We start from the raw sequence: 20,723 nt of genomic DNA on the forward strand, positions 1-20,723 counted from the left end.
CACTACAAATAGATAGTGCTCTTACATTATTTGGTGGAATTCTACATAAAATAGGGTGAAGCTGTTTTCATTTCTTCTTCCGATAATTGATTGGCGTGATCAATATAACGTAGAAGTGTATATAGATGCTGTTCGATAATCGTGTAATCTTTTTCAAAATTGTACGCATGTAGAAAATGCTCGATTTTTTTCGCTAAAAATTGATCACTTGTTCTAACCATAAGAATGAGTAAATTATCCCATTCGGATCGGTGAGTATAATATAACGCACGGTCATAATCCACTTTATTCATTTTCATTCTCCTCCCTTGGGAGTTAAGATTAGTTTGAGCCATAATGAATTATTTTTTCAACCAAAAATTTGGTCAACCTGTTATTGCACGTTTATCAAGTTTTACCTGTATAAAAATAAATTTCTTACATTGATACATAATCGAGTTACAATTTGAAAAAGATAGAAGTAGTAATTTTAGATAAACGGGGGTTTATTGTATGAAAAAGCTACTTTTATTGTTACTTACTGTAGTATGTTTAAACTACATTCAGGCACCAGTATTTGCCGACGTACATACACATGGAGAACATAAAGAAAAAGTCGATTATAAAAAATACGGCAGAATTGCAACAGTGGTTGTGAAGGAAGATTACCCAGAGGAAGAAGTTGTTGATTATCAGTATGCTGGAAGACGGATGATTTCAGAAAATGAAGTCATTGATACTTTTATATTTCAAGTAAAAGAGGATGGAAAAGATTTGACTGTGCTTGTTAAAGTAACTCATCGACTAGACGATAGTAAATTTTTAAATTTAACTGTTGAAGAGCAGGAGCGAAAGTGAAAAGAATGTAGTAAACGCCTAGCGTCTCCTTTAGAAAAAAATAATTATTTCACAAAGGATGCTCATTTTAAGGGCATCCTTTGTTTGTCTAAATGAGGATTAAATGGATCACTAAAAGTCTTGTTTGAAAGACTGAAGTATACTCATCATTCTCTTTTTTCTATCATAGATTATGTTAAAGGTGAAGATAGGGAGTGAGAGAATGCTTGGTAGTGAACATAAATCGTTAGAGTATGCAATAGACGAAATCACAGAAATCGCCACAGGTTTTGGGCTGGATTTTTATCCGATGAGATATGAGGTATGTCCAGCAGAAATAATTTATACTTTTGGTGCTTATGGGATGCCAACAAGGTTTTCCCACTGGAGTTTTGGAAAGCAATTTTTTAAGATGAAACTACATTATGATCTCGGTTTGTCGAAAATATATGAATTGGTGATTAACTCTGATCCCTGTTATGCTTTTTTATTAAATTCCAACTCTTTAATTCAAAACAAATTAATTGTCGCACATGTCCTTGCTCACTGTGACTTTTTTAAAAATAATGTTCGATTCCAAAATACAAAGAGAGATATGGTTGAAAGCATGTCTGCTACGGCAGAGCGTATTAGAAAATATGAAATTGACTATGGAAAAAAAGAAGTAGAGACATTTTTAGATGCCATTTTAGCTATTGAAGAGCATATAGATCCTTCTCTTATGCGCCCGAAATTTATTTGGGATCATGAAGAAGAAGAAGAGAGCTCGTCTTTCCATGTTGAAACGCCTTATGACGATTTATGGGGACTTGATCAAAAAGAAGTAAAACAGAAAAAGAAAAAAATGAAGAAGTTCCCACCTAAGCCAGAAAAAGATATACTTTTATTCATTGAACAATACAGCCGTGAATTGACTGATTGGCAGAGAGATATCTTAACAATGATGCGAGAAGAGATGCTCTACTTTTGGCCACAACTTGAGACGAAAATTATGAACGAAGGCTGGGCCTCCTTTTGGCATCAACGAATTTTAAGGGAGATGGACCTTACTTCTGGAGAAGCTTTGGAATTTGCGAAATTAAATGCTGGTGTTGTGCAACCATCAAAAACAAGTATTAACCCTTATTACCTTGGCTTGAAGATTTTTGAGGATATTGAAGAACGATATAATCACCCTACGGAAGAAATGATTAGGAGAGGAGTAGAGGTTGGCTCTGGTAGGGAAAAAATGTTTGAAGTACGAGAAATTGAATCTGATATCTCGTTTATCCGGAATTACTTGACAAAAGATTTAGTGATGAGAGAGGATATGTATTTATTTCAAAAGCAAGGAAAAGATTATAAAGTTGTCGATAAAGGATGGGAAAATGTGCGCGATCAGCTAGTTAGTATGAGAGTAAATGGGGGATTTCCTTATCTGACGGTAAATGATGGAGATTATATGAAGAATGGTGAGTTGTATTTAAAGCATTGGTTTGAAGGGATTGAGCTTGATTTGAAATACTTAGAGAAAGTTCTGCCTTATGTATATCAGTTATGGGGAAGAGCGGTTCATATGGAAACAATTGTAGAAGAGAAGGAAATGGTTTTTACTTATGATGGAAAGGCGCTTCATAGAAAATATCTATAAAGGTGACCACTGAAAATTCAATGATCATGACAAATACGAACAGTTGAGGATTCGCTTCTGTTCGTATTTTTATGGGTGGTGGTTAAACAGCAATAGATGAATGGCAGTATTTTAAAACTAATGAAGAGCAGATTTGAATTTACTACCTCGTGCTTCTTGTGTGTCCATTATGGTTGTAAAAGCAAGAGGATCAATCTCAGCAATGATAGTTTTAAGTTTAGATATTTCTAATCGAGTCACAACAACATAAATAATTTCTTTATCAGTATTAATATATCCACCTTTGCCGTTCAACTTCGTCACACTTCTTCCTAGCTTTGTAATAATACAATCAGCCATCTCCTTATAATGGTCAGAAACGATGAGCACAGCTTTCGTATCTCCTTCAAAACCTTGTACAACCATATCAATCGTTTTAGAAGCAATATAGTAAGTGATGATTGAATACATGGCTTGTTCCCACCCCAAGACGAATCCTGCCCAGACAAAAACGAAAATATTAAAGAACATGATAAATTCCCCTATAGAAAAGGGGATTTTTTTTGTTAAAAGAATTGCCATAATATCAGTTCCATCTAACGCACCACCATGTCGAATGACTAGCCCCACTCCTGCTCCTAGGATGACACCTCCGAATACTGTTGCCAGTAACGGGGTAGATGTAAAAGGAGAGGTATGATGAAATAGTGATTCGACTCCTGCTAAAGAGATAATGCCTATTAGGGAAGCAAGAAAAAAACTTTTTCCTAATAGCTTATAACCAGCAATTAAAAAAGGAATATTAAAACAAATAAATAATACACCGAAATGGATGGTTGTTAAATGGTTAACGATTAAGGAAATACCAATAATGCCACCATCTATAATCAGATTTGGTATAAGAAATAATTCAATTGATAAAGCAGCAAGTGTAGCACCAGCAATGATCATTAAGAACTTATAAATAAAATATGCTTTACGGTTGATGAGTGCTTTTATCATGAAAAATCCTACTTTCTGTTGAAGAAGCTTTGTTCGTATGGTTTTGTTATTATGTGTAAAATATTATTTTTGTAAACAATACCATATTTTGGACTATAAACAAACTTTTCATTCGATTTCATACAAAACAGTTGAACAATTTCGTTTAGTTCTTCATAATGTAATATATGAACATATATTCATATATAAGAGGTGAATTATAATGAGTCATGATCATTCCCATTCTCATCATCATCATTCGTCTAACAATCAAAATGTATTATTACTTACCTTCTGTTTAATTTTTGGATTCATGATTATTGAGTTTATTGGTGGTCTGTGGACGAATAGTTTAGCACTTTTATCAGATGCAGGCCATATGTTAAGTGATGCAGGAGCGTTAGGGTTAAGCTATATTGCCATCAAGATAGCTCAAAGGGAATCAACCAACAAAAAAACATTCGGATTTAAAAGGTTTGAAATTTTAGCGGCGGCGATAAATGGGGTAACATTAATAGTCATCGCTATTCTTATCATGATTGAAAGTGTGAAAAGGTTTATCTCACCGCCAGAAGTAGCAAGCTTAGGTATGTTAACAATTGCTACAATTGGTTTTCTTATCAATATAGTAGCAGCTGTTATCTTAATGAAAGGTGACAAAGATGAAAACCTTAATGTGAAAAGTGCGTTTCTTCATGTAATTGGAGATTTACTAGGCTCTGTAGGAGCGATTATAGCAGGTTTACTGATCTACTTTTTTGACTGGGGTATTGCTGACCCAATAGCAAGTTTAATTGTTGCTATTTTGATTATAAATAGCGGCTATAGAGTGACAAAAGAAGCCTTTCATGTATTGATGGAAGGGGTACCTGACGGGATGCAAATTGAGGAAATTAAAGCCTCCATCAAAACACTTCAAAATGTAGAGGATGTACATGATATACATCTCTGGACGATTACTTCAGGATTCCCTGCTTTTAGTTGCCATATTGTCTTAAATGATGATGGGCACCATGATACTGTCCTCAAAGAAACAAAAGAATTACTTTCTCATCAATTTGGCATCAATCATAGTACAATCCAAGTTGAAGGCAGAAGCAGTGGTTGTCCAAACCATAAGGACGTGTGTAATTAAGAATGGCGAGTATGTTCTATTGTTTGTTTTAATAAATGCATAACATGTTCATCATCGTGACTATAATATAAAGTAGTTCCTTCACGTCGGAATTTAACTAGCCTCAAGTTTTTTAGGAATCTTAATTGATGGGAGACAGTTGATTGCAACAGAGAGAGCTTATCGGCAATCTCATTTACCGAGTGTTCTTCGTGAAAAAGTAAATGTAGGATTCTAAGCCTTGTCGGATCAGATAAGGCTTTAAAAGTTTGTGTGACTAAAAAAAGAGTTTCTTCGTCTAATTCGTTATAAGATGGATTGTCGTTCATTATTTTATTCACCTTCCTATTTATCATAAGTATACCTTTGTTAAAATCGAAAATAAATATCGAAGTCATCTTTCGATTGCATTTAGTGATGACGAAATGTGACTTTCATATTTTTAACACCGTTTTGACACATAAATGAGATATAATTCTTTTATTAAAATGAAAATATACCTATACAATAAACTTAGATTACCTGTTTAAAGGATGGTGGTTATACATGAATTTATTAGTAGTTGAAGATAATGAAAGTGTTTGTACAATGCTTGAAATGTTTTTCATGAAAGAAGGATATAAAGGAACCTTTGTCCACGATGGACAATCAGGATTTGAGGCGTTTAATAAAGGAGAATGGGATTTAATTATACTCGATTGGATGCTCCCAGCTATGGACGGTGTAACATTATGTAGAAAGATCCGTGATATTAGCAGTGTGCCCATTATTATGTTAACAGCGAAAGACAGTGAATCTGATCAAGTACTTGGACTTGAGATGGGTGCGGATGATTATGTGACGAAACCATTTAGCCCGTTAACTTTAATGGCGAGGATTAAAGCCGTATCTAGAAGATTTCAATCAGATACAACAGAGAAGGATCATCACTTTACGACAAGCCATTTTTTCAAAATTAGTAAAGAAGCTAGAGAAGTCTACTTTAAAGATGAACTGCTTTCAAATTTAACACCTAAAGAGTTCGATTTATTGTATTACTTTATTACCCATCCAAAACAAGTATTTTCGAGAGAGCAATTACTCGATAAAGTATGGGGATACCAATTTTATGGAGATGAAAGGACAGTCGATGTTCATATTAAACGTTTAAGGAAAAAGATAGGCAGTGCAGATCAACCATTTATCCATACTGTGTGGGGTGTAGGTTACAAATTTGATGAGTCGACGGATACCTATGAGAAATAAATATTTTCTTAAACTGCTATCCAGTCATGTTCTTATTCTAATACTGGCGTTTCTATTAATGGGTTTGATTTTTTCACAATTTGTAAGAAGTTATATATTCGAAAACAAAGTGGAAGAATTAAATGAATATGGCCAGCAGATTTTAGAAGATGTATCCATTCATGAAGAAAGTCCACAAACTTTTTTGAATAAATATAGTAAGCTACTTGAAGCAAGAAATATTCAATATATTTTATTCGATAGTAATGCAGATATTATCTACCCCAATGTTTCTATGGACCCTAGTATACGCCTTTCCCAAAAAGAGTGGGAAAAGTTGTCAAAAGGTGAGTCTGTAACAATCCTTCATGATATTAAACGGTTTGAACAGGAAGTATCATTAGTAGCTTTACCGTCAATGGAAGGTGAAAACATAACCGGTGGAATTTTATTACTTTCGCCGATAAGTACGTCTTTAAAAATGATTGGACAGCTTAATCAATATTTATTGTATACGATTGCTATAGCTGCAACGGCAGCAATCTTTTTAAGTTTAATCTTCTCCCGTAACTTATCAACTAGAGTGAGAGCGTTTAGAAAAGCAACTTCAATGATTTCATCAGGCGATTATAATGTAAATGTGCCAGATGATTCCAAGGATGATTTAGGTTATTTAGCAAGGGATTTTAATGAGATGGTTGTGCAATTAAAAAAATCTCAAGAGGAAATTGAAAGGCTAGAAAATCGCAGACAAAAATTTCTTGCCGATGTCTCACATGAATTAAGGACACCATTAACGACTATTAGTGGATTAGCAGAAGGAATTAAAAATCAATTGATTCCTGAAGAGGAAGTTGATAAAGGGATGAATTTAATTGACCGTGAAGCTAAAAGGTTGATTAGATTAGTAAATGAAAACTTAGACTATGAAAAGATTCGTTCAAACCAATTAGAATTACATATGATTGATATTCAAGCTATTGAGGTATTTGAAGTCGTAAGTGAACAGCTTCTAATGCAAGCAGATGAAAAAAATAACCAAATTTATATTGAGGCAGCAGATGATATCTATATTCATGCTGACTATGACCGCTTGATTCAAATTCTTATTAATATTGTTAAAAATAGTATTCAATTCACAGAAAACGGATGGATATCCATGCGCGCCTTTGAGAATGAGCATGATATTTGTATTGAAATTGAAGATAATGGAATTGGTATAGATCCAAAAGAAGTTGATTGGATTTGGGAAAGATTCTACAAGGCGGACAGTTCAAGAACGAACAGTTATTTTGGTGAATTTGGGATTGGTTTGTCAATCGTAAAACAATTAGTTTCTTTACACCGTGGTAAAATAGATGTTCAAAGTGAAACAAATAATGGAACCATTTTCCGATTGTTTTTTCCTAAAAAATGAATGGCAAAATAAAAAAATCGCGCTGAATTTCAGCGCGGTTTTTTATTTCATATTTGGACTTGTGATTCTGTAGACAAAGGAATTTGGGAAGGAGCTATTTCTTCAATTACTGGTTTCTTGTATACCTCCACTAATTTGATATGGTGATCTTCCATTTCTACAATAGTAAACACAAAGTTCTCCTGTTCAATAAAGTCGCCTTCTTTGGCTTCATAATTCTCAGTTAACAACCAACCACCTATTGTGTCAACATCTTCATCATTGATGGAAATATCTAAAATATCGTTAATTTGGCTAACTAAAACTTTTCCATCTAAGATATAATGATTATCTTTCACTTTTTGAACACTTGGTACTTCGTCCACATCAAACTCATCTCTAATATCACCGACAATTTCTTCGATAATATCTTCAACGGTCACCAATCCTGAAGTTCCACCATATTCATCCATCAATATAGCCATATGGATACGTTCTTTTTGCATTTTTAACAACAAATCATGAATCGGTGTAGAATCGATTACACGAATGATAGGACGAATATAAGTGGATATCGGTTTTATTGTTGACTGAGACTTAGAAGAAATTAGGTCCGTTAAGATTTCTTTCACATTGATCATACCGATGATATGGTCTTTATCACCGTCTATAATGGGATACCGTGTGAACTTTTCATTCTTGGCGGTAGGTAAAAATTCCTCTAGGGTATCATCTTTAGAAATAGAAATAATCTCTGTACGTGGGACCATAATTTCTTTCGCAATGCGGTCATCAAAATCAAATATTTTGTTCACATATTTAAATTCCGATTGGTTGATTTCCCCGCTTTCATAACTTTCTGAAAGAATAATCCTTAATTCTTCTTCAGAGTGAGCCATTTCGTGTTCAGAAGCAGGTTTTAGCCCAATCATTTTTGTTAACAATCTGGCAGATCCGTTTAGCACCCAGATAAATGGGAACATAATGCGATAGAACCAAATTAAAGGCTTGGCTACCATTAATGTGACCGTTTCGGCTTTCTGAATAGCAATTGTTTTCGGCGCAAGCTCTCCAACGACAACATGTAAAAATGTAACGATGGTAAAGGCGAATGCAATAATCAAAATATGAGATAATGAGGCAGGTATATGAAACAACTGGAATATCGGTAAAAGTAGATTTTCAAATGTTGTTTCACCAAGCCAACCGAGAGCTAATGCCGTAATCGTAATACCTAATTGACAGGCAGACAAATACTCATCTAAATGAGTAGTTACTTTTTTTACTGAGATGGCTCTCTTGCTACCTTCTTCGATTAATTGATCCACTTTTGAGCTTCGTACTTTCACAATAGCAAATTCTGAAACGACAAAGAATGCCGTTAAGCCAATTAAAATGGCAACAATAACCAAGTTTAATATGTCCAAATAAATTCCCCTAAACCCAATAAAGGGTAGGGTGTCACCTCCTGAGAATTGAAAAATAGATGAGCTCCTATTACAAGCAATCGAAGCAATCAATGAGTTAAGTATCTATTTGATATATACTTAAATTTTCCTATTTCAAATTTAGAGGTAAAGATTTATCGTCTTTAATTTAAAAAAATATGGAATAGCTTCGATTACCATGTAAATCACTGTATTTCTTTTCCATAGTAAGTTCATCATCATAATTAGAAAAAACTTCATTTAAGACTATTTCATGCAATAACTTAATTTTCGCTAATCCACCGATGCGATAGAATATCCCATTTTACCACCTCAGTTTGAATATTTTAAAAATAATTATACGTTAAGAAAATATAATCAGTCAAAGGGTAACTTCTTATTTAAGACTATTTTATTCGAAAATTCTGTAAATATGAAGGTCGAAAGAACGAATTACTGTTCCATTTAGGCTCAATTAAGGGTATAATATTCATACATCTTTTACCAATTGTGATCTGTACTTAACAGAGAATAAAGAACAAGGTCATGAAAATGGTTATTAATGTATTCGTTGTCTCTGAGAATACCTTCTTGAGTAAAACCTAATCTTTCTGGTATTTTACGGCTTTTTTCATTTTGTACGGCACATTTGATTTCTAGGCGATGAAGATGTAAAAGAGAAAACGTATAGTTAATGAGGTGATTAGCTGATTTCGTAATAAGACCTTTTCCTTGATGTGTCTGGTCTAATAAATAACCAATGCTTGCTTGCTTATTTTGCCAGTCTATTGTATGAAGACTAATAGAACCGATTAATTTTTGATTTATAAATATACCTAAAAAAATCCCGTTCTGTGTATGATATTGTTGGAGCCATGAGGAAATCATTGCACTTGTTTTTTCAATACTATCTGTGAATTGCACCCATGGCAACCACTCAGCTAAATACGCACGATTTTTTTCGATTAATAAGTAAAAATCTTCTGAATGATAAGGCTCTAATAAGTGAAGTTTAAGAGAGGAATCGATACTCATTTTCCACTTCGACAAAAATCTCACCCTTTCGACATTTAAAAGTAAAATAAAACCATTATTATGGGTATAAAGTTCTATTTTTTATCACGAATGGACAAAATGTTTTGCAGAAACACACTTTTATATATTACGATTGTAATTCGAGTATATTATTTTATGGGAGGACTTCTATGAAAATTACCACAAAAATTATTATTGCGTTACTTGTCGGTGCAGTTGTTGGAATTATCTTAAATGTAACCGCTCCAAACGTATTTGAAGTACTAGATACGTGGTTATTTTATCCACTTGGACAAATTTTTCTTAATTTAATTAAGATGTTAGTTGTACCAATAGTTTTATTCTCAATAATTCTCGGATTTACTGGACTAGGGGATCCGAAAAAATTAGGGAGAATCGGTGTTAGAACCATTTCATATTTCCTTGTAACAACTGCAATAGCTATTGTCATTGCAATTTCTTTGGCTTTAATATTTAAGCCTGGCGAAGTTGGCACATTTGACACAGCTAATGCTGAATTCAATGCAGAAGAAGCACCACCAGTAAGTGATACCTTACTTAATATGATTCCTGCTAATCCATTTGCAGCGATGACTTCTGGTGATATGTTACAAATCATTGTTTTTGCAGCATTTATTGGTTTTGCTCTAACGATGTTAAGAGAAAAAACACAAGGTGTTATAAAGCTAATTGAACAAGGCAATGAGATTATGATGTATCTTGTTGGTGTTGTAATGAAATTTGCACCATACGGAACTTTTGGTTTAATTGCTTCAGCAATCGGAAGTCAAGGTTTCTCAGCAATTAAAGCAATGGGCTTATACTTCATCCTAGTTGTTGCTGCACTAATCATACATTTAATTATTGTATATGGAGGTACAGTATACTTCTTAGGTGGTAGAAAAAATCCTTTGAAGTTCTTTAAAGGGTTTACACCGGCAATGGGAGTGGCATTTAGTACATCTAGCAGTAATGCTGTTTTACCAATCTCAATGGAAGTAGCCCAAGAGAACTTAAAAGTACCTAAGCATATTAGTAGTTTCGTTCAACCTTTAGGAGCAACGATTAATATGGATGGAACAGCGATTATGCAAGGTGTAGCGACTATTTTTATTGCTCAAGTATATGGTATTGATTTAAGTATTGGTCAATTAGTGACAGTAGTTCTAACAGCGGTCCTTGCTAGTATTGGGACAGCAGGCGTACCGGGTGTAGGTTTAATTATGCTTGCCATGGTATTACAATCAGTTGGTTTACCTGTAGAGGGAATTGCGTTAATTCTCGGAATTGACAGATTATTAGATATGGCGCGTACAGCTGTGAATATTACAGGGGATGCAGCTTGTGCAGTTTATAATACAGCTGCAGAAGAAAGACGCGAAAAAAAATTAGCTAAATAATAATTAATAATGCATAAATAATTCATGCGTCATGCATTACTTCCGAACAACATGTGAATTCTTCTTAAAGGAGATTCACATGTGTTCGGTTTTTTTATGGGTTTTAAAGGATAAGTTTATAATTGAAATAATATTATTAAGCGGTTATGAATAGGAGAAGGATGCCATCATACATATGAGGAACGTACTTTTTGACAAAAAATAATAATATTTGATCAGTGGTAGGTGGTGGTGAAAATTGCCTGCTTCTCTTTAAAAATAATCCATTTTATATAGTCCGTATTTCTTAATTATTTGCAATTAGGTTATGTTCATTTGAGTAATCTTTCTTGCAATGTTAATATGATTATCAATCGATGTGGATTGGACTTTTAAATATTTTTATAACACAAAATGACATTTGTTGAAAAATGTATGATGTATATGTTGTTTATTCATTTCGATTTTTATTTGAAAGGTTCGAAAAATTTAATTATAATCGATATGAAAAGGTGTAAAAATACACGAAAAATAAATCAAGGGAATGAAATGATTTTGACTAGAGATGAAATCATATTAAAAGTTTCGGAAAAGATGCGCTTAATTCGTACTGAAGCTGGTTATACACAGGACAAAATGGCAGAAATCGTTGGTGTTTCAAAAAAAACACTTGTACAAATTGAAAAAGGCCGGGCCAATGCTGGTTGGTCGACTGTCGTTGCTGTATGTGCATTGTTTAGAGAAACAGAGACAGTAAGGTTTTTGTTCGGAAACGAGCCTTTAGAGGTAATTGAAACAGTAGTGAGAGAGGGAATTGATTTTCGTAAAGAGAAAACTCTAGGTGGAAAGATTTGGTGGAAAGAAATACAGAATAAAAGCGGCTATGTTTTGCAACAAAATATCATTAGTCAACATTACCGAATTATTGACGAAGAGCATTTCCGTATTTATAGTAGCTTTGATGAAACTTCTGCCAAGGAGAGATTCGCTGAAGTCATTGAAGAACTTCAACATCAATATTAATTCATTTAATACATAGCTGCAAAAAACCCAACAAAGTTGGGTTTTTTGCTTATTATTTGACGACCATTACGCTACATGGCGCTTCTTTTGTTATTTTTTCACTATTGCTTCCTAAGAAAATTCTTTTTAATCCTTCTTTTGAGGAACTTCCTACGAATATAATGTCTGCTTTTAATTCTTCAGCTAATTCGCATATGGCATCTGCCGGTTTGCCTCCCAATATTTTTATTTCTAATTTTTTTCCAGCTTCATCAGCAATTTGTTTAGCATGTGTAATCGCTTGGTCGACGCTGTTAATTATTGTTGAATGTGTCGTCTTTTCTTCTGCGTGATTACTAATATGGAGCGGTTGTATTTGCATGCCTTCAACAATCATATTATTCGATCTTAACTGAGGGTTTTTTTCAGTTGCTGAATAAGAATTTTCAATCACTTCTTCATCAGCATGAGCTAGAATGATTTTTGTGTCAGTCGTAGAGAAAGAAAGTGCTTTTTCCAATGCGTGACGGCTGTTTTCAGAATCATCATACCCGACAATAATTGTTTGAAAGTTTAACAATCTTATCACCCTTTCGTCTTATGTTATACTTTACCCTTATTGATGAAGTATAATCCTATAATAATAGAAATTTTCTTGCTAGGAACATAAGGTGGAGATGTTATGAAAAGGGAAAAAACACCATTTGTTTGGTTGAAAAACATGATAAAGAAATTGCATATATGGCAGGTAATATTATTACTCATATCACTGGGAGTCCTTTTTGGTTTAATCTATATCATTCCATTTGCAACAAATAATGATATTGAAGGTCTAAATAGTCAATTAAGCAAGCCAACGATTATTTATGATAAAAATGGTGAAGTAGCTAGTAAGGTTTCTGCTAACAAAAATGAAGGAGTAGCCTTTGAAGAGATACCGGAATCACTCATACACGCTGTTATTGCTATTGAGGATCATCGTTTTTTTCAACATGAAGGCGTCGATTATCAAGGGATTGGCCGCGCTTTTTTAACCAATATACGAGCTGGTAGAATTGTTGAAGGCGGAAGCACAATCACTCAACAACTTGTAAAAAATGAACTTCTCACTGCAGAAAAATCATATGACAGAAAGCTTCAAGAGTTTTTTATAGCTAGAGAAGTAGAACACCAATATAGTAAAGAAGAAATACTACAAATGTATTTGAATAGAATTTATTTTGGTGAGGGTGCGTATGGGGTGAAAAAAGCAGCTAATAAATACTTTGCTAAAGATTTAGGCGAATTATCGTTAAGTGAATCTGCAATGTTGGCTGGTTTAATTAAAGCACCTTCTACGATTAATCCATACAATGACAAACAAAAGGCAATAGCAAGAAAAAATCTTGTTTTAAAGCAAATGAAGCAACATGGATATATTAATGAAGAGGAAATGAATCAAGCAATAAATGTAGAAATGAGTTTTAAAGAAGGGGAAGCTGATCCAATGAAAGGAAAGTACCCTTATTATGTTGATGCTGTTCTCGAAGAAGCAATGAATCGATATGATCTCTCATTAGATGAGTTGTTAACGCAAGGTTATCAAATATATACCGAATTAGATCCTAGTATGCAAGCTGATATAGAGTCTACTTATCAAAATGATGCGATTTTTCCTTCAACAACAGGGGAGCGACCGGTTCAAAGTGGGATGATATTAATGGATCCTGAAACTGGTGGCATTCGTGCTTTAGTTGGTGGGAGAGGTGAGCATACGCTCCTTGGACATAATAGAGCCATTCACCCTGTGGGAGAACCAGGTTCAACGATGAAACCGATTATTCCTTATGCTGCTGCAATTGAAGCTGGATGGGAAAATACAGATATGTTGAAAGATGAGAAATTATCATTTGGTGAGTATGCTCCAAATAATTATAATAACCAATATCTAGGTGAAGTACCAATGTATGAGGCTGTGATGCATTCTATCAATTTACCGGCTGTATGGTTATATAATGAAATAGGTGTAGATAGAGGAAAGAAGATGGCCGAGCAATTCGGCATTCCGAAGAATGTATTGGATGGAGGCCTAGCTCTTGCTTTGGGTGGGACAAGCCGTCCTGTGTCTCCTAAAGTGATGGCTGAAGCTTATAGTGTTTTTGCTAATGGTGGTAAGAAAGAAGAAGCTCATACAATTATTGAAATAAAAACCCAATCTGATGAGCCTTTCGTTCAATGGGAAAGTAAGAAGGAAACAGTAATCTCTGAACAAACAGCAAATCAAGTGACAGCAATGCTATTAGGTGTCGTCGATTATGGTACAGGGAAAGCTGCTAAAATTGATGGAGTTGAAATCGCAGGGAAAACTGGTTCAACACAGTTAGGGATTGAAGGTTTAAGTGGGACAAAGGACCAATGGTTTGTTGGTTATACTCCTCATCTAGTAGGTGCCATCTGGGTTGGCTATGATCAAAGTGATCGTAATCATTATTTGACGACGAGTAGTAGTGAAGGCACAGCGCCAATTTTCAAGGAAGTAATGGAAAAAGTGCTTCAAGGAAAACCGATTGAAAGCTTTAATGTCGATAAAATCGATGATAAATATAAAAAGCAGCAACGTAACAAGGAGAAACAGGAACAGAGGGATGAAATAAGAAACTGGTTAGAAGATAAAAGGAATCAGTTTTTTGACTGGTTTAATTAAATATGATATTTAAAGGGAAATAATGAAAAATCTACTGAGAGAATCTTTATTCTCATGGAGAATCTTTCTTATTTCCCTATACCTTTACTAAAATAAGATATCTTATACATGTACACTTCTGTTCAATAATAAACTTTTAGGCTCTGCTGTAAAGTGAACATCATTCGTACACAACGTTTTAATTTGAATAAGTATTTCTTCTGGCTCAGTACCTTCCACAATCACTTTCAATTCGTCTTTCGGTCGGACCATCATCAGAAAGGTTACTAGTTTTGACAAGTGAGAAGGGATCACTACATTATGTTGATAAAGAAAATAAATTGTGCCGTCGTATTTATATGCAGTTTGGTATATAGCAATCATTTTCTTTATATTTAATGATTTTTCAAATTTTAAACTGGAAGAGATAATTTTTCTATTCATGATATGTAACTCCTTTTAAAAGAATTTAATAAAAAATTACCCCTTTATTTTTAAGTTAAACATTTTATAATTAGAATGTTTTACGTTTAATCTTTGTCGGATTTATTAATAGAAAAGTCGAATAACTTGATTCTGTTGATTAGGAATGTAAAACTAAGGATGGAGCTTTTATAAACCTATTTTAAAATGCTTTAAATTAGGAAAATAATAGATAGACAAGAATTTTTGGGAGGTAGTAAGATGACTGAATATCGTGTAGAGAAAGATACGATTGGTGAAATTAATGTGCCTGCTGAAAAATATTGGGGTGCACAAACAGAAAGAAGTCGCAATAATTTCAAAATAGGTATTGAAAAAATGCCATTAGAGTTAATTTATGCTTTTACTACGATTAAGCGCTCAGCAGCGATAGTCAATCATGAATTAAATAAGTTATCAGAAGAAAAGAAAAATGCAATTGTTGCAGCGTGTGATGAGGTGTTAGCTGGGAAATTTGATGAACATTTCCCTTTAGCTGTATGGCAAACAGGCAGTGGAACGCAAACAAATATGAATGTCAATGAAGTAGTGGCAAGACGGGCAAATGAATTATTGGATAATGAAGATATTTCTATTCACCCAAATGATGATATAAACATGTCGCAAAGTTCTAATGACACTTTTCCAACAGCGATGCATATTGCAGCACTGAACAGTGTGGATAAACATTTAATTCCTGCGCTTATTCGTTTAAAGGATGTCATTCTACAGAAGGAAAACGATTTTGCAGATATCGTAAAAATAGGAAGAACTCATCTTCAAGATGCAACTCCTCTTACATTAGGACAAGAAATAAGCGGTTGGCGTTATATGTTAGAGAAGGATGAGCGCCTTATCAATGAAGCGAAACTAGCACTAGGAGAACTGGCTATCGGTGGAACTGCTGTCGGAACAGGTATTAATGCTGACCCGTCGTTTGGTGATAAGATGGCTAGTGAGATTTCTAAATTAACGAAGCTCTCGTTCACTTCTTCTCCTAATAAATTTCAAGCACTAACAAGTCATAGTGAGATTGTTCATCTTCATGGAACTTTAAAAGGTTTAGCTGCAGATTTAATGAAGATTGCTAATGATGTTAGATGGCTTGCGAGTGGACCAAGAAGTGGGATTGGAGAATTAACGATACCTGCTAATGAACCAGGAAGTTCAATTATGCCAGGAAAAGTAAACCCAACACAAAGCGAAGCGTTGACAATGATTTCAAGTCAAGTATTTGGAAATGATGCAACGATAGGCTTTGCTGCCAGTCAAGGTAATTTTGAATTAAACGTCTTTAAGCCAGTAATCATTTTTAATTTGCTTCAAAGTATTACATTACTTAGTGATGGTATGAATTCTTTTAATAAAAATTGCATTGTTGGTTTAGAAGCTAATACTGAAAAAATCTCTCTGTTTGTCAATCAATCCCTGATGTTAGTGACAGCTTTAAACCCCCATATCGGGTATGAAAAAGCAGCTGAAATTGCTAAGTTAGCTTTTAAAGAGGAGCTAACATTGAAGGAAGCGGCATTAAAAACAGGATATATTACTGAAGATCAATATGATAAATGGGTTGTACCAGAAAAAATGATCTAAACAAATAAAGCCCCCTAGGTGATAGGGGGCTAATCCATATTATTAAGTTTTGCAGCTTAGAACTTTCCGCCACCAAGTTGTTGTTCAGCCATTTGAACAAGACGCTTAGTAATTTCTCCACCTACAGAACCGTTCGCACGAGATGTTGTTTCAGCGCCAAGGTTAACTCCGAATTCACTTGCGATTTCGTACTTCATTTGATCTAAAGCTTGAGCTACTCCTGGTACTACTAATTGATTTGAAGATTGGTTTGCCATAATGTGTTTCCACTCCTCTAAATTTTTTTTTGGCTGGGTTAGTTGGCAATGAACCAACGCAATTTTCTTTGCACCATATTTGGTTTAACCCATCGATAGTAGAAGTTTTAAGCGTGTTTGCCGCTTGTAATAGTTATTATGGTTGATATTTAAAAGATTATGCCTGAATATTTTTAGGGAATTATTTCCTTATAAATGTTTTGTTGTCTTTTTATTGTGCATAGGGAGGAACAGTAGAAACATGATATAATATAAATCATCAATTTAATCGTCATTAAAATTATGGGTATGCTTTTACATTCGCTAACACAGATGATTAATGATGACCCTAATCATTGAAAATGAGGTTAGAAGGTGAATAAATGGATTATACAGAGGATATGAAAAACAGGCTTAAAAGATTAGAAGGTCAAATGAGAGGCGTATTACGGATGATGGAAGAAGAGCAACATTGTAAAGATGTCGTTACTCAGCTTTCAGCTATTCGCTCGGGCATTGACCGAACGATTGGTTATGTTGTCGCAAAGAATTTGGAAGCTTGTATAAGAGAAGCAAATTCAGAAGGTAGAAATGCAGAAGAAGAGATACAACAAGCTGTTAATATGATTGTGAAAAGTAGGTAAGATGTTTTTGGTAAAAGGAAAGGAACGATTGCTCACAATCGTTCCTTTCTAGTCTATTCTTCATCACAGCAATGCGGAGGTTGTTCTTTTTCTAGTTCTCTCGCTTCTTCGATATTCGTATGTCCTCCACTAACATGCACAGTACCTCCGGACATTCCTTCGTTAATATAACGATCAACATCGAGAAAGGCTTCATCGCGTCCTTCATATGGTAAATCTTTTTCTAAATCGTCTTTTTTGTTTGCCATAAATGAACCTCCTTAATTTCAGAAGAATGGTTCATATTCTTCCACAATTCTTTACCGGTCATACACATGGTAAAGCATGAGTTCGTGAATATGGCTTTTTAACTTGTCTTCATGATTATGGTCCGGAACAGTGGATAACCATTCAATTTTTCCATCACGATGATATATACCTAAATACTTTTTGCCATGATGAAAAAAAGAAAATTTCCATCCTGGTAATTCTTTGTTTTCATATAATGATTGAAATTGAAAATGTGAAATCATGATTATTCCCCCTTGTTCTCATTTTAACTTGAATCGAGGAGTTCTGAAAATGAAAATAAACATAATTTAATGAGGAAAAGTGGGAAAACCGCTTAATTGCATACATAAGTGACAAATTGCTTTGATTCGTTTGTTTTCAATATGCTCTTCATCAAAACTCATAGGCTTGGAATTTACTTCATACAAGTAGAATTTACCGTTCGCACCTACACCTATATCTAAAGAGAATTCCCCGAATAAACCTAGTTGTTCATTTAATAAATGACCCACCTCTTGTATGATTGAATTGAAAAATATATAGTCCTCTTCTTTAGCAAATAGTTCATAAGGCAATATCTTCCCACCATTGGGTACATGTGTTGTGACTTGTTGGTGACTGCTAGATTGCCTTATACCAATCCCAGAAATGACAAAATTGTTCCTCTCTTTATGTGATAATATTCTGAAATCATATCTTGATTCATCATATAATGCTGGTTCAATTGCTTCTTGTATGATATATCGGTCCTTAGCTAAATGAACTTTTAATTTATTCCATAATTCGTTTAAGGTAGCGAACTCTTTTGTTAGATGAACACCTTCCATTAAATAGTGATTTTCCTGTAGGGAGATTCGAAAGATTCCTTTTCCCTTTGCACTACTAACGGGTTTGATATATATTTTTTGTTTGTCTTTCAGCCAATCATGTAGCATTTCTTCAGAAGTTAATAACGAAGTTTCTGGTAATAAAGGTTTTAATGAGGAAGATTCCATTAATAAATGATGCATTTCCAATTTATTTATAAAACAGGGATTGAAAAAAGGAATATTATGTTTTTGTAAGAACGATGTAAGTGCAGTAAAATCAGTTTCTTTTTCTAGGTTGCGGAAAGGAATACGGTTATATATGACATCAGGTAGAGGGGATGAGACCTGTATCCATTTTCCTAGAGATGGATGAAATGTATAACCAGTTACAAATGAAACTCCAAAATCATCTGGCGTAAAGACAATAGGTAATGCGCCTATTTTTGAAAATTGTTGGACAAGAGATAAAAATAGCGGACCATTGCCCGCTAATTTTTTATTTTTTCCTTTGCTTGTTAAGATCCCTATAATTGGACCGATTCGATGAGAATCTTCATTTAATGAGAATGGCAACCATTTTTTTGAATAATGAAAGAGTTTTTCTGTTTTTATTTTATTGTTTCCAAACATTTTTTCCTGTGCGTGATACCACTTTTGAGATAAAGGGTCATAGTAGGAAATAGTCATCTAAACAATGCCTCAGGGCTTTTCATTGCTTGTTCTGTTAGGTAGATACTATATGCTAAAGAAAGTTTACGTGTTAAGAAATCAAATTTTTTCATACTTGGATGTGTAAAGATTGAACGTCCTGGTTTTGAATTCGCTTCGAAAAACCAAACTTTTCCTGACTGGTCTATGCCTAAGTCAAAGCCTATTTCTGCGACAAGACCTTCCATATTATTTTCTATTGCTTCGCTTAACTTTAAGGAAGCTGTTTGCAATTTATTAGCAATTTCTTCTCTTTCAATTGGATCCTCGAAAATTTCATCTAATGATTGAATCGTACCTCCACTTTTTACATGGGTTGTAACACTTCCATTTCCAGCTACTTTTGCTGCACAAGCAGTAACAATCCACTGTCCTGTTGAATCTTTATTCGTGTGTAACCGAAAATCAATGGAGCATTTCTCTTTCTTCAACAGATATATACCCTGTTGGATAATCATTCTTTCGAGGTTTTTACCTGCAAAAATATGCTTCATTAACCCTTCTAGACTAGAGAATTTCTTTAGTTTATTCATACCAGCTTTTAAATCTCTGTACCGACAATAATAAGCACTGTCTTCTCTGTTATAAATAATCTGATGAATACCTAATCCCAGACTGCCATTCATTGGTTTAATGTATATATGGCCATATTTGGCGAGCATGTTTTCGATAGCGGAATAAGAACTAAACGGCTGTGTTTCAGGTAAATACTCCGAAATTTCCTCGACTTGAAATAAACGATCATAAATATCCATTTTATTAAAAAAGCCTGGATTATACCAAGGAATTAAATATTCTTGTTCAAGTCGTGACTTTACTTCTTTTTGTTGTTTTTGCCGTTCACTTTTTCTATTTGGAAGGCGATCATAGATTACGTTTGGGAAAGGCACTTCAATTGTCTTCCACCCATTTTGTAAATAAAATAAACCTTGTATAGTACCAGAATCCCAATTAATATGCTTCTCTCCAAATACGAAAGGAAGTGCACCGACACTAGTACTTACAGATAAGAGTTTAGAAAAAATAATTGAGCGATCACCGATAGGCCGCATGGGAAATGATGTGAACCCTGACGTGAAAATGCCAACAAGGGGTCCGATTGTTAATGTTTCATCATGTATAAAAATATGAAGAGGGTGCTTGACATAAGGGAAGAAAATATCTTTAGCGAGATCTTCACTGATGGTGATTGCTTGTTTGGAGCTCGGTTGTTGCTTAAATTTAGCATCAATGGTAACTGTACCGAAATTTAATTTGTAAAGGGCAGTATTTAGATTTATATGGTTTGGCAAGAATACACAGCCTTTATAGTCTGAGGTGATATCTATCATAAATGTTTGATTCATCATTCTT

General features: G+C 34.2%; 22 protein-coding genes. 10 read left to right on the top strand and 12 right to left on the bottom strand.

Annotation, left to right across the window (positions count from 1 at the left end; translation table 11 throughout):
• Positions 1–41: 41 nt before the first annotated feature.
• Positions 42–293, bottom strand: coding sequence for a YhdB family protein (locus tag MKX67_RS07495; protein ID WP_095369951.1), 252 nt, complete (start codon positions 291–293; stop codon positions 42–44).
• Between the two features lie 199 nt (positions 294–492).
• Between MKX67_RS07495 and MKX67_RS07500 the strand changes: the two genes are divergently transcribed.
• On the top strand, positions 493–837 hold the full coding sequence (locus MKX67_RS07500) for a DUF3889 domain-containing protein (protein WP_095369950.1): 345 nt from the start codon (positions 493–495) through the stop codon (positions 835–837).
• A 202-nt stretch (positions 838–1,039) separates the two neighbouring features.
• Entirely contained in the window at positions 1,040–2,446 is a 1,407-nt protein-coding gene (locus MKX67_RS07505; protein ID WP_095369949.1) for a SpoVR family protein, read from the top strand.
• Positions 2,447–2,563: 117 nt separating this feature from the next.
• Here MKX67_RS07505 and MKX67_RS07510 read toward each other — a convergent pair whose 3' ends face one another.
• A complete protein-coding gene (locus MKX67_RS07510) occupies positions 2,564–3,427 on the bottom strand; it encodes a YitT family protein (RefSeq protein ID WP_095369948.1) in 864 nt (287 codons plus the stop codon).
• A gap of 202 nt (positions 3,428–3,629) precedes the next feature.
• Between MKX67_RS07510 and MKX67_RS07515 the strand changes: the two genes are divergently transcribed.
• Positions 3,630–4,541: a cation diffusion facilitator family transporter gene (locus tag MKX67_RS07515; protein WP_095369947.1), complete on the top strand. Its 912-nt coding sequence runs from the start codon at positions 3,630–3,632 to the stop codon at positions 4,539–4,541.
• Here MKX67_RS07515 and MKX67_RS07520 read toward each other — a convergent pair.
• The gene (locus MKX67_RS07520) at positions 4,538–4,849 is read right to left on the bottom strand and encodes a metalloregulator ArsR/SmtB family transcription factor (RefSeq protein ID WP_095369946.1); all 312 of its coding nucleotides are present in this window, start codon (positions 4,847–4,849) and stop codon (positions 4,538–4,540) included. The two genes, MKX67_RS07515 and MKX67_RS07520, sit on opposite strands and share 4 nt — an antisense overlap.
• Positions 4,850–5,066: 217 nt before the next feature.
• On the opposite strand from MKX67_RS07520, the gene MKX67_RS07525 reads away from it, so the two are divergent.
• Positions 5,067–5,765, top strand: coding sequence for a response regulator transcription factor (locus MKX67_RS07525; protein ID WP_095369945.1), 699 nt, complete (start codon positions 5,067–5,069; stop codon positions 5,763–5,765).
• A 58-nt stretch (positions 5,766–5,823) separates the two neighbouring features.
• Positions 5,824–7,161: a HAMP domain-containing sensor histidine kinase gene (locus MKX67_RS07530; RefSeq protein ID WP_322909124.1), complete on the top strand. Its 1,338-nt coding sequence runs from the start codon at positions 5,824–5,826 to the stop codon at positions 7,159–7,161.
• A 47-nt stretch (positions 7,162–7,208) separates the two neighbouring features.
• On the opposite strand, the gene MKX67_RS07535 is transcribed toward MKX67_RS07530, so the two are convergent.
• Both MKX67_RS07535 and MKX67_RS07540 read right to left on the bottom strand, forming a co-directional pair.
• Positions 7,209–8,567, bottom strand: a complete 1,359-nt coding sequence (locus MKX67_RS07535) for a hemolysin family protein (RefSeq protein ID WP_307318311.1) — start codon at positions 8,565–8,567, stop codon at positions 7,209–7,211.
• Positions 8,568–9,068: 501 nt separating this feature from the next.
• Positions 9,069–9,617: a GNAT family N-acetyltransferase gene (locus MKX67_RS07540; protein WP_095369942.1), complete on the bottom strand. Its 549-nt coding sequence runs from the start codon at positions 9,615–9,617 to the stop codon at positions 9,069–9,071.
• 155 nt (positions 9,618–9,772) lie between these two features.
• Here MKX67_RS07540 and MKX67_RS07545 point away from each other — a divergent pair, with 155 nt between their 5' ends.
• Both MKX67_RS07545 and MKX67_RS07550 read left to right on the top strand, forming a co-directional pair.
• A complete protein-coding gene (locus tag MKX67_RS07545; protein WP_095369941.1) occupies positions 9,773–11,002 on the top strand; it encodes a dicarboxylate/amino acid:cation symporter in 1,230 nt (409 codons plus the stop codon).
• A gap of 534 nt (positions 11,003–11,536) precedes the next feature.
• Positions 11,537–12,004, top strand: coding sequence for a helix-turn-helix domain-containing protein (locus MKX67_RS07550; RefSeq protein WP_191815030.1), 468 nt, complete (start codon positions 11,537–11,539; stop codon positions 12,002–12,004).
• A 52-nt stretch (positions 12,005–12,056) separates the two neighbouring features.
• Here the strand turns inward: MKX67_RS07550 and MKX67_RS07555 are convergent, their stop codons facing one another.
• Positions 12,057–12,563, bottom strand: coding sequence for a universal stress protein (locus MKX67_RS07555; RefSeq protein WP_157733753.1), 507 nt, complete (start codon positions 12,561–12,563; stop codon positions 12,057–12,059).
• A 102-nt stretch (positions 12,564–12,665) separates the two neighbouring features.
• On the opposite strand from MKX67_RS07555, the gene MKX67_RS07560 reads away from it, so the two are divergent.
• On the top strand, positions 12,666–14,666 hold the full coding sequence (locus tag MKX67_RS07560) for a PBP1A family penicillin-binding protein (RefSeq protein ID WP_322909125.1): 2,001 nt from the start codon (positions 12,666–12,668) through the stop codon (positions 14,664–14,666).
• A 102-nt stretch (positions 14,667–14,768) separates the two neighbouring features.
• Here the strand turns inward: MKX67_RS07560 and MKX67_RS07565 are convergent, their stop codons facing one another.
• The gene (locus MKX67_RS07565) at positions 14,769–15,089 is read right to left on the bottom strand and encodes a hypothetical protein (RefSeq protein WP_095369938.1); all 321 of its coding nucleotides are present in this window, start codon (positions 15,087–15,089) and stop codon (positions 14,769–14,771) included.
• Between the two features lie 240 nt (positions 15,090–15,329).
• Between MKX67_RS07565 and fumC the strand changes: the two genes are divergently transcribed.
• The gene (gene fumC, locus MKX67_RS07570) at positions 15,330–16,703 is read left to right on the top strand and encodes a class II fumarate hydratase (protein ID WP_322909126.1); all 1,374 of its coding nucleotides are present in this window, start codon (positions 15,330–15,332) and stop codon (positions 16,701–16,703) included.
• Positions 16,704–16,759: 56 nt separating this feature from the next.
• On the opposite strand, the gene MKX67_RS07575 is transcribed toward fumC, so the two are convergent.
• Positions 16,760–16,963 carry an alpha/beta-type small acid-soluble spore protein gene (locus MKX67_RS07575; protein ID WP_095373492.1) on the bottom strand — a complete coding sequence of 68 codons (204 nt, stop codon included), beginning with the start codon at positions 16,961–16,963 and terminating at the stop codon, positions 16,760–16,762.
• A gap of 359 nt (positions 16,964–17,322) precedes the next feature.
• Between MKX67_RS07575 and MKX67_RS07580 the strand changes: the two genes are divergently transcribed.
• On the top strand, positions 17,323–17,583 hold the full coding sequence (locus tag MKX67_RS07580) for a metal-sensitive transcriptional regulator (RefSeq protein ID WP_095369936.1): 261 nt from the start codon (positions 17,323–17,325) through the stop codon (positions 17,581–17,583).
• A gap of 53 nt (positions 17,584–17,636) precedes the next feature.
• Here the strand turns inward: MKX67_RS07580 and MKX67_RS07585 are convergent, their stop codons facing one another.
• From MKX67_RS07585 to MKX67_RS07600, 4 genes are all read right to left on the bottom strand, one after another.
• Positions 17,637–17,831, bottom strand: a complete 195-nt coding sequence (locus MKX67_RS07585) for a hypothetical protein (protein ID WP_095369935.1) — start codon at positions 17,829–17,831, stop codon at positions 17,637–17,639.
• Between the two features lie 51 nt (positions 17,832–17,882).
• Complete coding sequence (locus MKX67_RS07590; RefSeq protein ID WP_341091896.1) at positions 17,883–18,095, bottom strand: YheE family protein; 213 nt, start codon at positions 18,093–18,095, stop codon at positions 17,883–17,885.
• Positions 18,096–18,161: 66 nt separating this feature from the next.
• Positions 18,162–19,349, bottom strand: coding sequence for a YheC/YheD family protein (locus MKX67_RS07595; RefSeq protein ID WP_342489093.1), 1,188 nt, complete (start codon positions 19,347–19,349; stop codon positions 18,162–18,164).
• Complete coding sequence (locus tag MKX67_RS07600; RefSeq protein ID WP_307318325.1) at positions 19,346–20,719, bottom strand: YheC/YheD family protein; 1,374 nt, start codon at positions 20,717–20,719, stop codon at positions 19,346–19,348. Before MKX67_RS07600 ends, MKX67_RS07595 begins: the two co-directional genes overlap by 4 nt.
• Positions 20,720–20,723: the final 4 nt, after the last annotated feature.

The sequence above is a fragment of the Cytobacillus sp. FSL W7-1323 genome (assembly GCF_038595015.1).
Taxonomy (GTDB): domain Bacteria; phylum Bacillota; class Bacilli; order Bacillales; family Cytobacillaceae; genus Cytobacillus; species Cytobacillus kochii.

What these genes read in the sequence shown, in the direction of transcription:
- MKX67_RS07515 (WP_095369947.1), top strand. Translation starts at nt 3,630, where the DNA reads ATGAGTCATGATCATTCCCATTCTCATCATCATCATTCGTCTAACAAT.
- MKX67_RS07545 (WP_095369941.1), top strand. Translation starts at nt 9,773, where the DNA reads ATGAAAATTACCACAAAAATTATTATTGCGTTACTTGTCGGTGCAGTT.
- MKX67_RS07495 (WP_095369951.1), bottom strand. Translation starts at nt 293, where the DNA reads ATGAATAAAGTGGATTATGACCGTGCGTTATATTATACTCACCGATCC.
- MKX67_RS07520 (WP_095369946.1), bottom strand. Translation starts at nt 4,849, where the DNA reads ATGAACGACAATCCATCTTATAACGAATTAGACGAAGAAACTCTTTTT.
- MKX67_RS07580 (WP_095369936.1), top strand. Translation starts at nt 17,323, where the DNA reads ATGGATTATACAGAGGATATGAAAAACAGGCTTAAAAGATTAGAAGGT.
- MKX67_RS07500 (WP_095369950.1), top strand. Translation starts at nt 493, where the DNA reads ATGAAAAAGCTACTTTTATTGTTACTTACTGTAGTATGTTTAAACTAC.
- MKX67_RS07565 (WP_095369938.1), bottom strand. Translation starts at nt 15,089, where the DNA reads ATGAATAGAAAAATTATCTCTTCCAGTTTAAAATTTGAAAAATCATTA.
- MKX67_RS07510 (WP_095369948.1), bottom strand. Translation starts at nt 3,427, where the DNA reads ATGATAAAAGCACTCATCAACCGTAAAGCATATTTTATTTATAAGTTC.
- MKX67_RS07560 (WP_322909125.1), top strand. Translation starts at nt 12,666, where the DNA reads ATGAAAAGGGAAAAAACACCATTTGTTTGGTTGAAAAACATGATAAAG.
- MKX67_RS07505 (WP_095369949.1), top strand. Translation starts at nt 1,040, where the DNA reads ATGCTTGGTAGTGAACATAAATCGTTAGAGTATGCAATAGACGAAATC.
- MKX67_RS07525 (WP_095369945.1), top strand. Translation starts at nt 5,067, where the DNA reads ATGAATTTATTAGTAGTTGAAGATAATGAAAGTGTTTGTACAATGCTT.
- MKX67_RS07595 (WP_342489093.1), bottom strand. Translation starts at nt 19,349, where the DNA reads ATGACTATTTCCTACTATGACCCTTTATCTCAAAAGTGGTATCACGCA.
- MKX67_RS07585 (WP_095369935.1), bottom strand. Translation starts at nt 17,831, where the DNA reads ATGGCAAACAAAAAAGACGATTTAGAAAAAGATTTACCATATGAAGGA.
- MKX67_RS07600 (WP_307318325.1), bottom strand. Translation starts at nt 20,719, where the DNA reads ATGATGAATCAAACATTTATGATAGATATCACCTCAGACTATAAAGGC.
- MKX67_RS07590 (WP_341091896.1), bottom strand. Translation starts at nt 18,095, where the DNA reads ATGATTTCACATTTTCAATTTCAATCATTATATGAAAACAAAGAATTA.
- fumC (WP_322909126.1), top strand. Translation starts at nt 15,330, where the DNA reads ATGACTGAATATCGTGTAGAGAAAGATACGATTGGTGAAATTAATGTG.
- MKX67_RS07530 (WP_322909124.1), top strand. Translation starts at nt 5,824, where the DNA reads ATGGGTTTGATTTTTTCACAATTTGTAAGAAGTTATATATTCGAAAAC.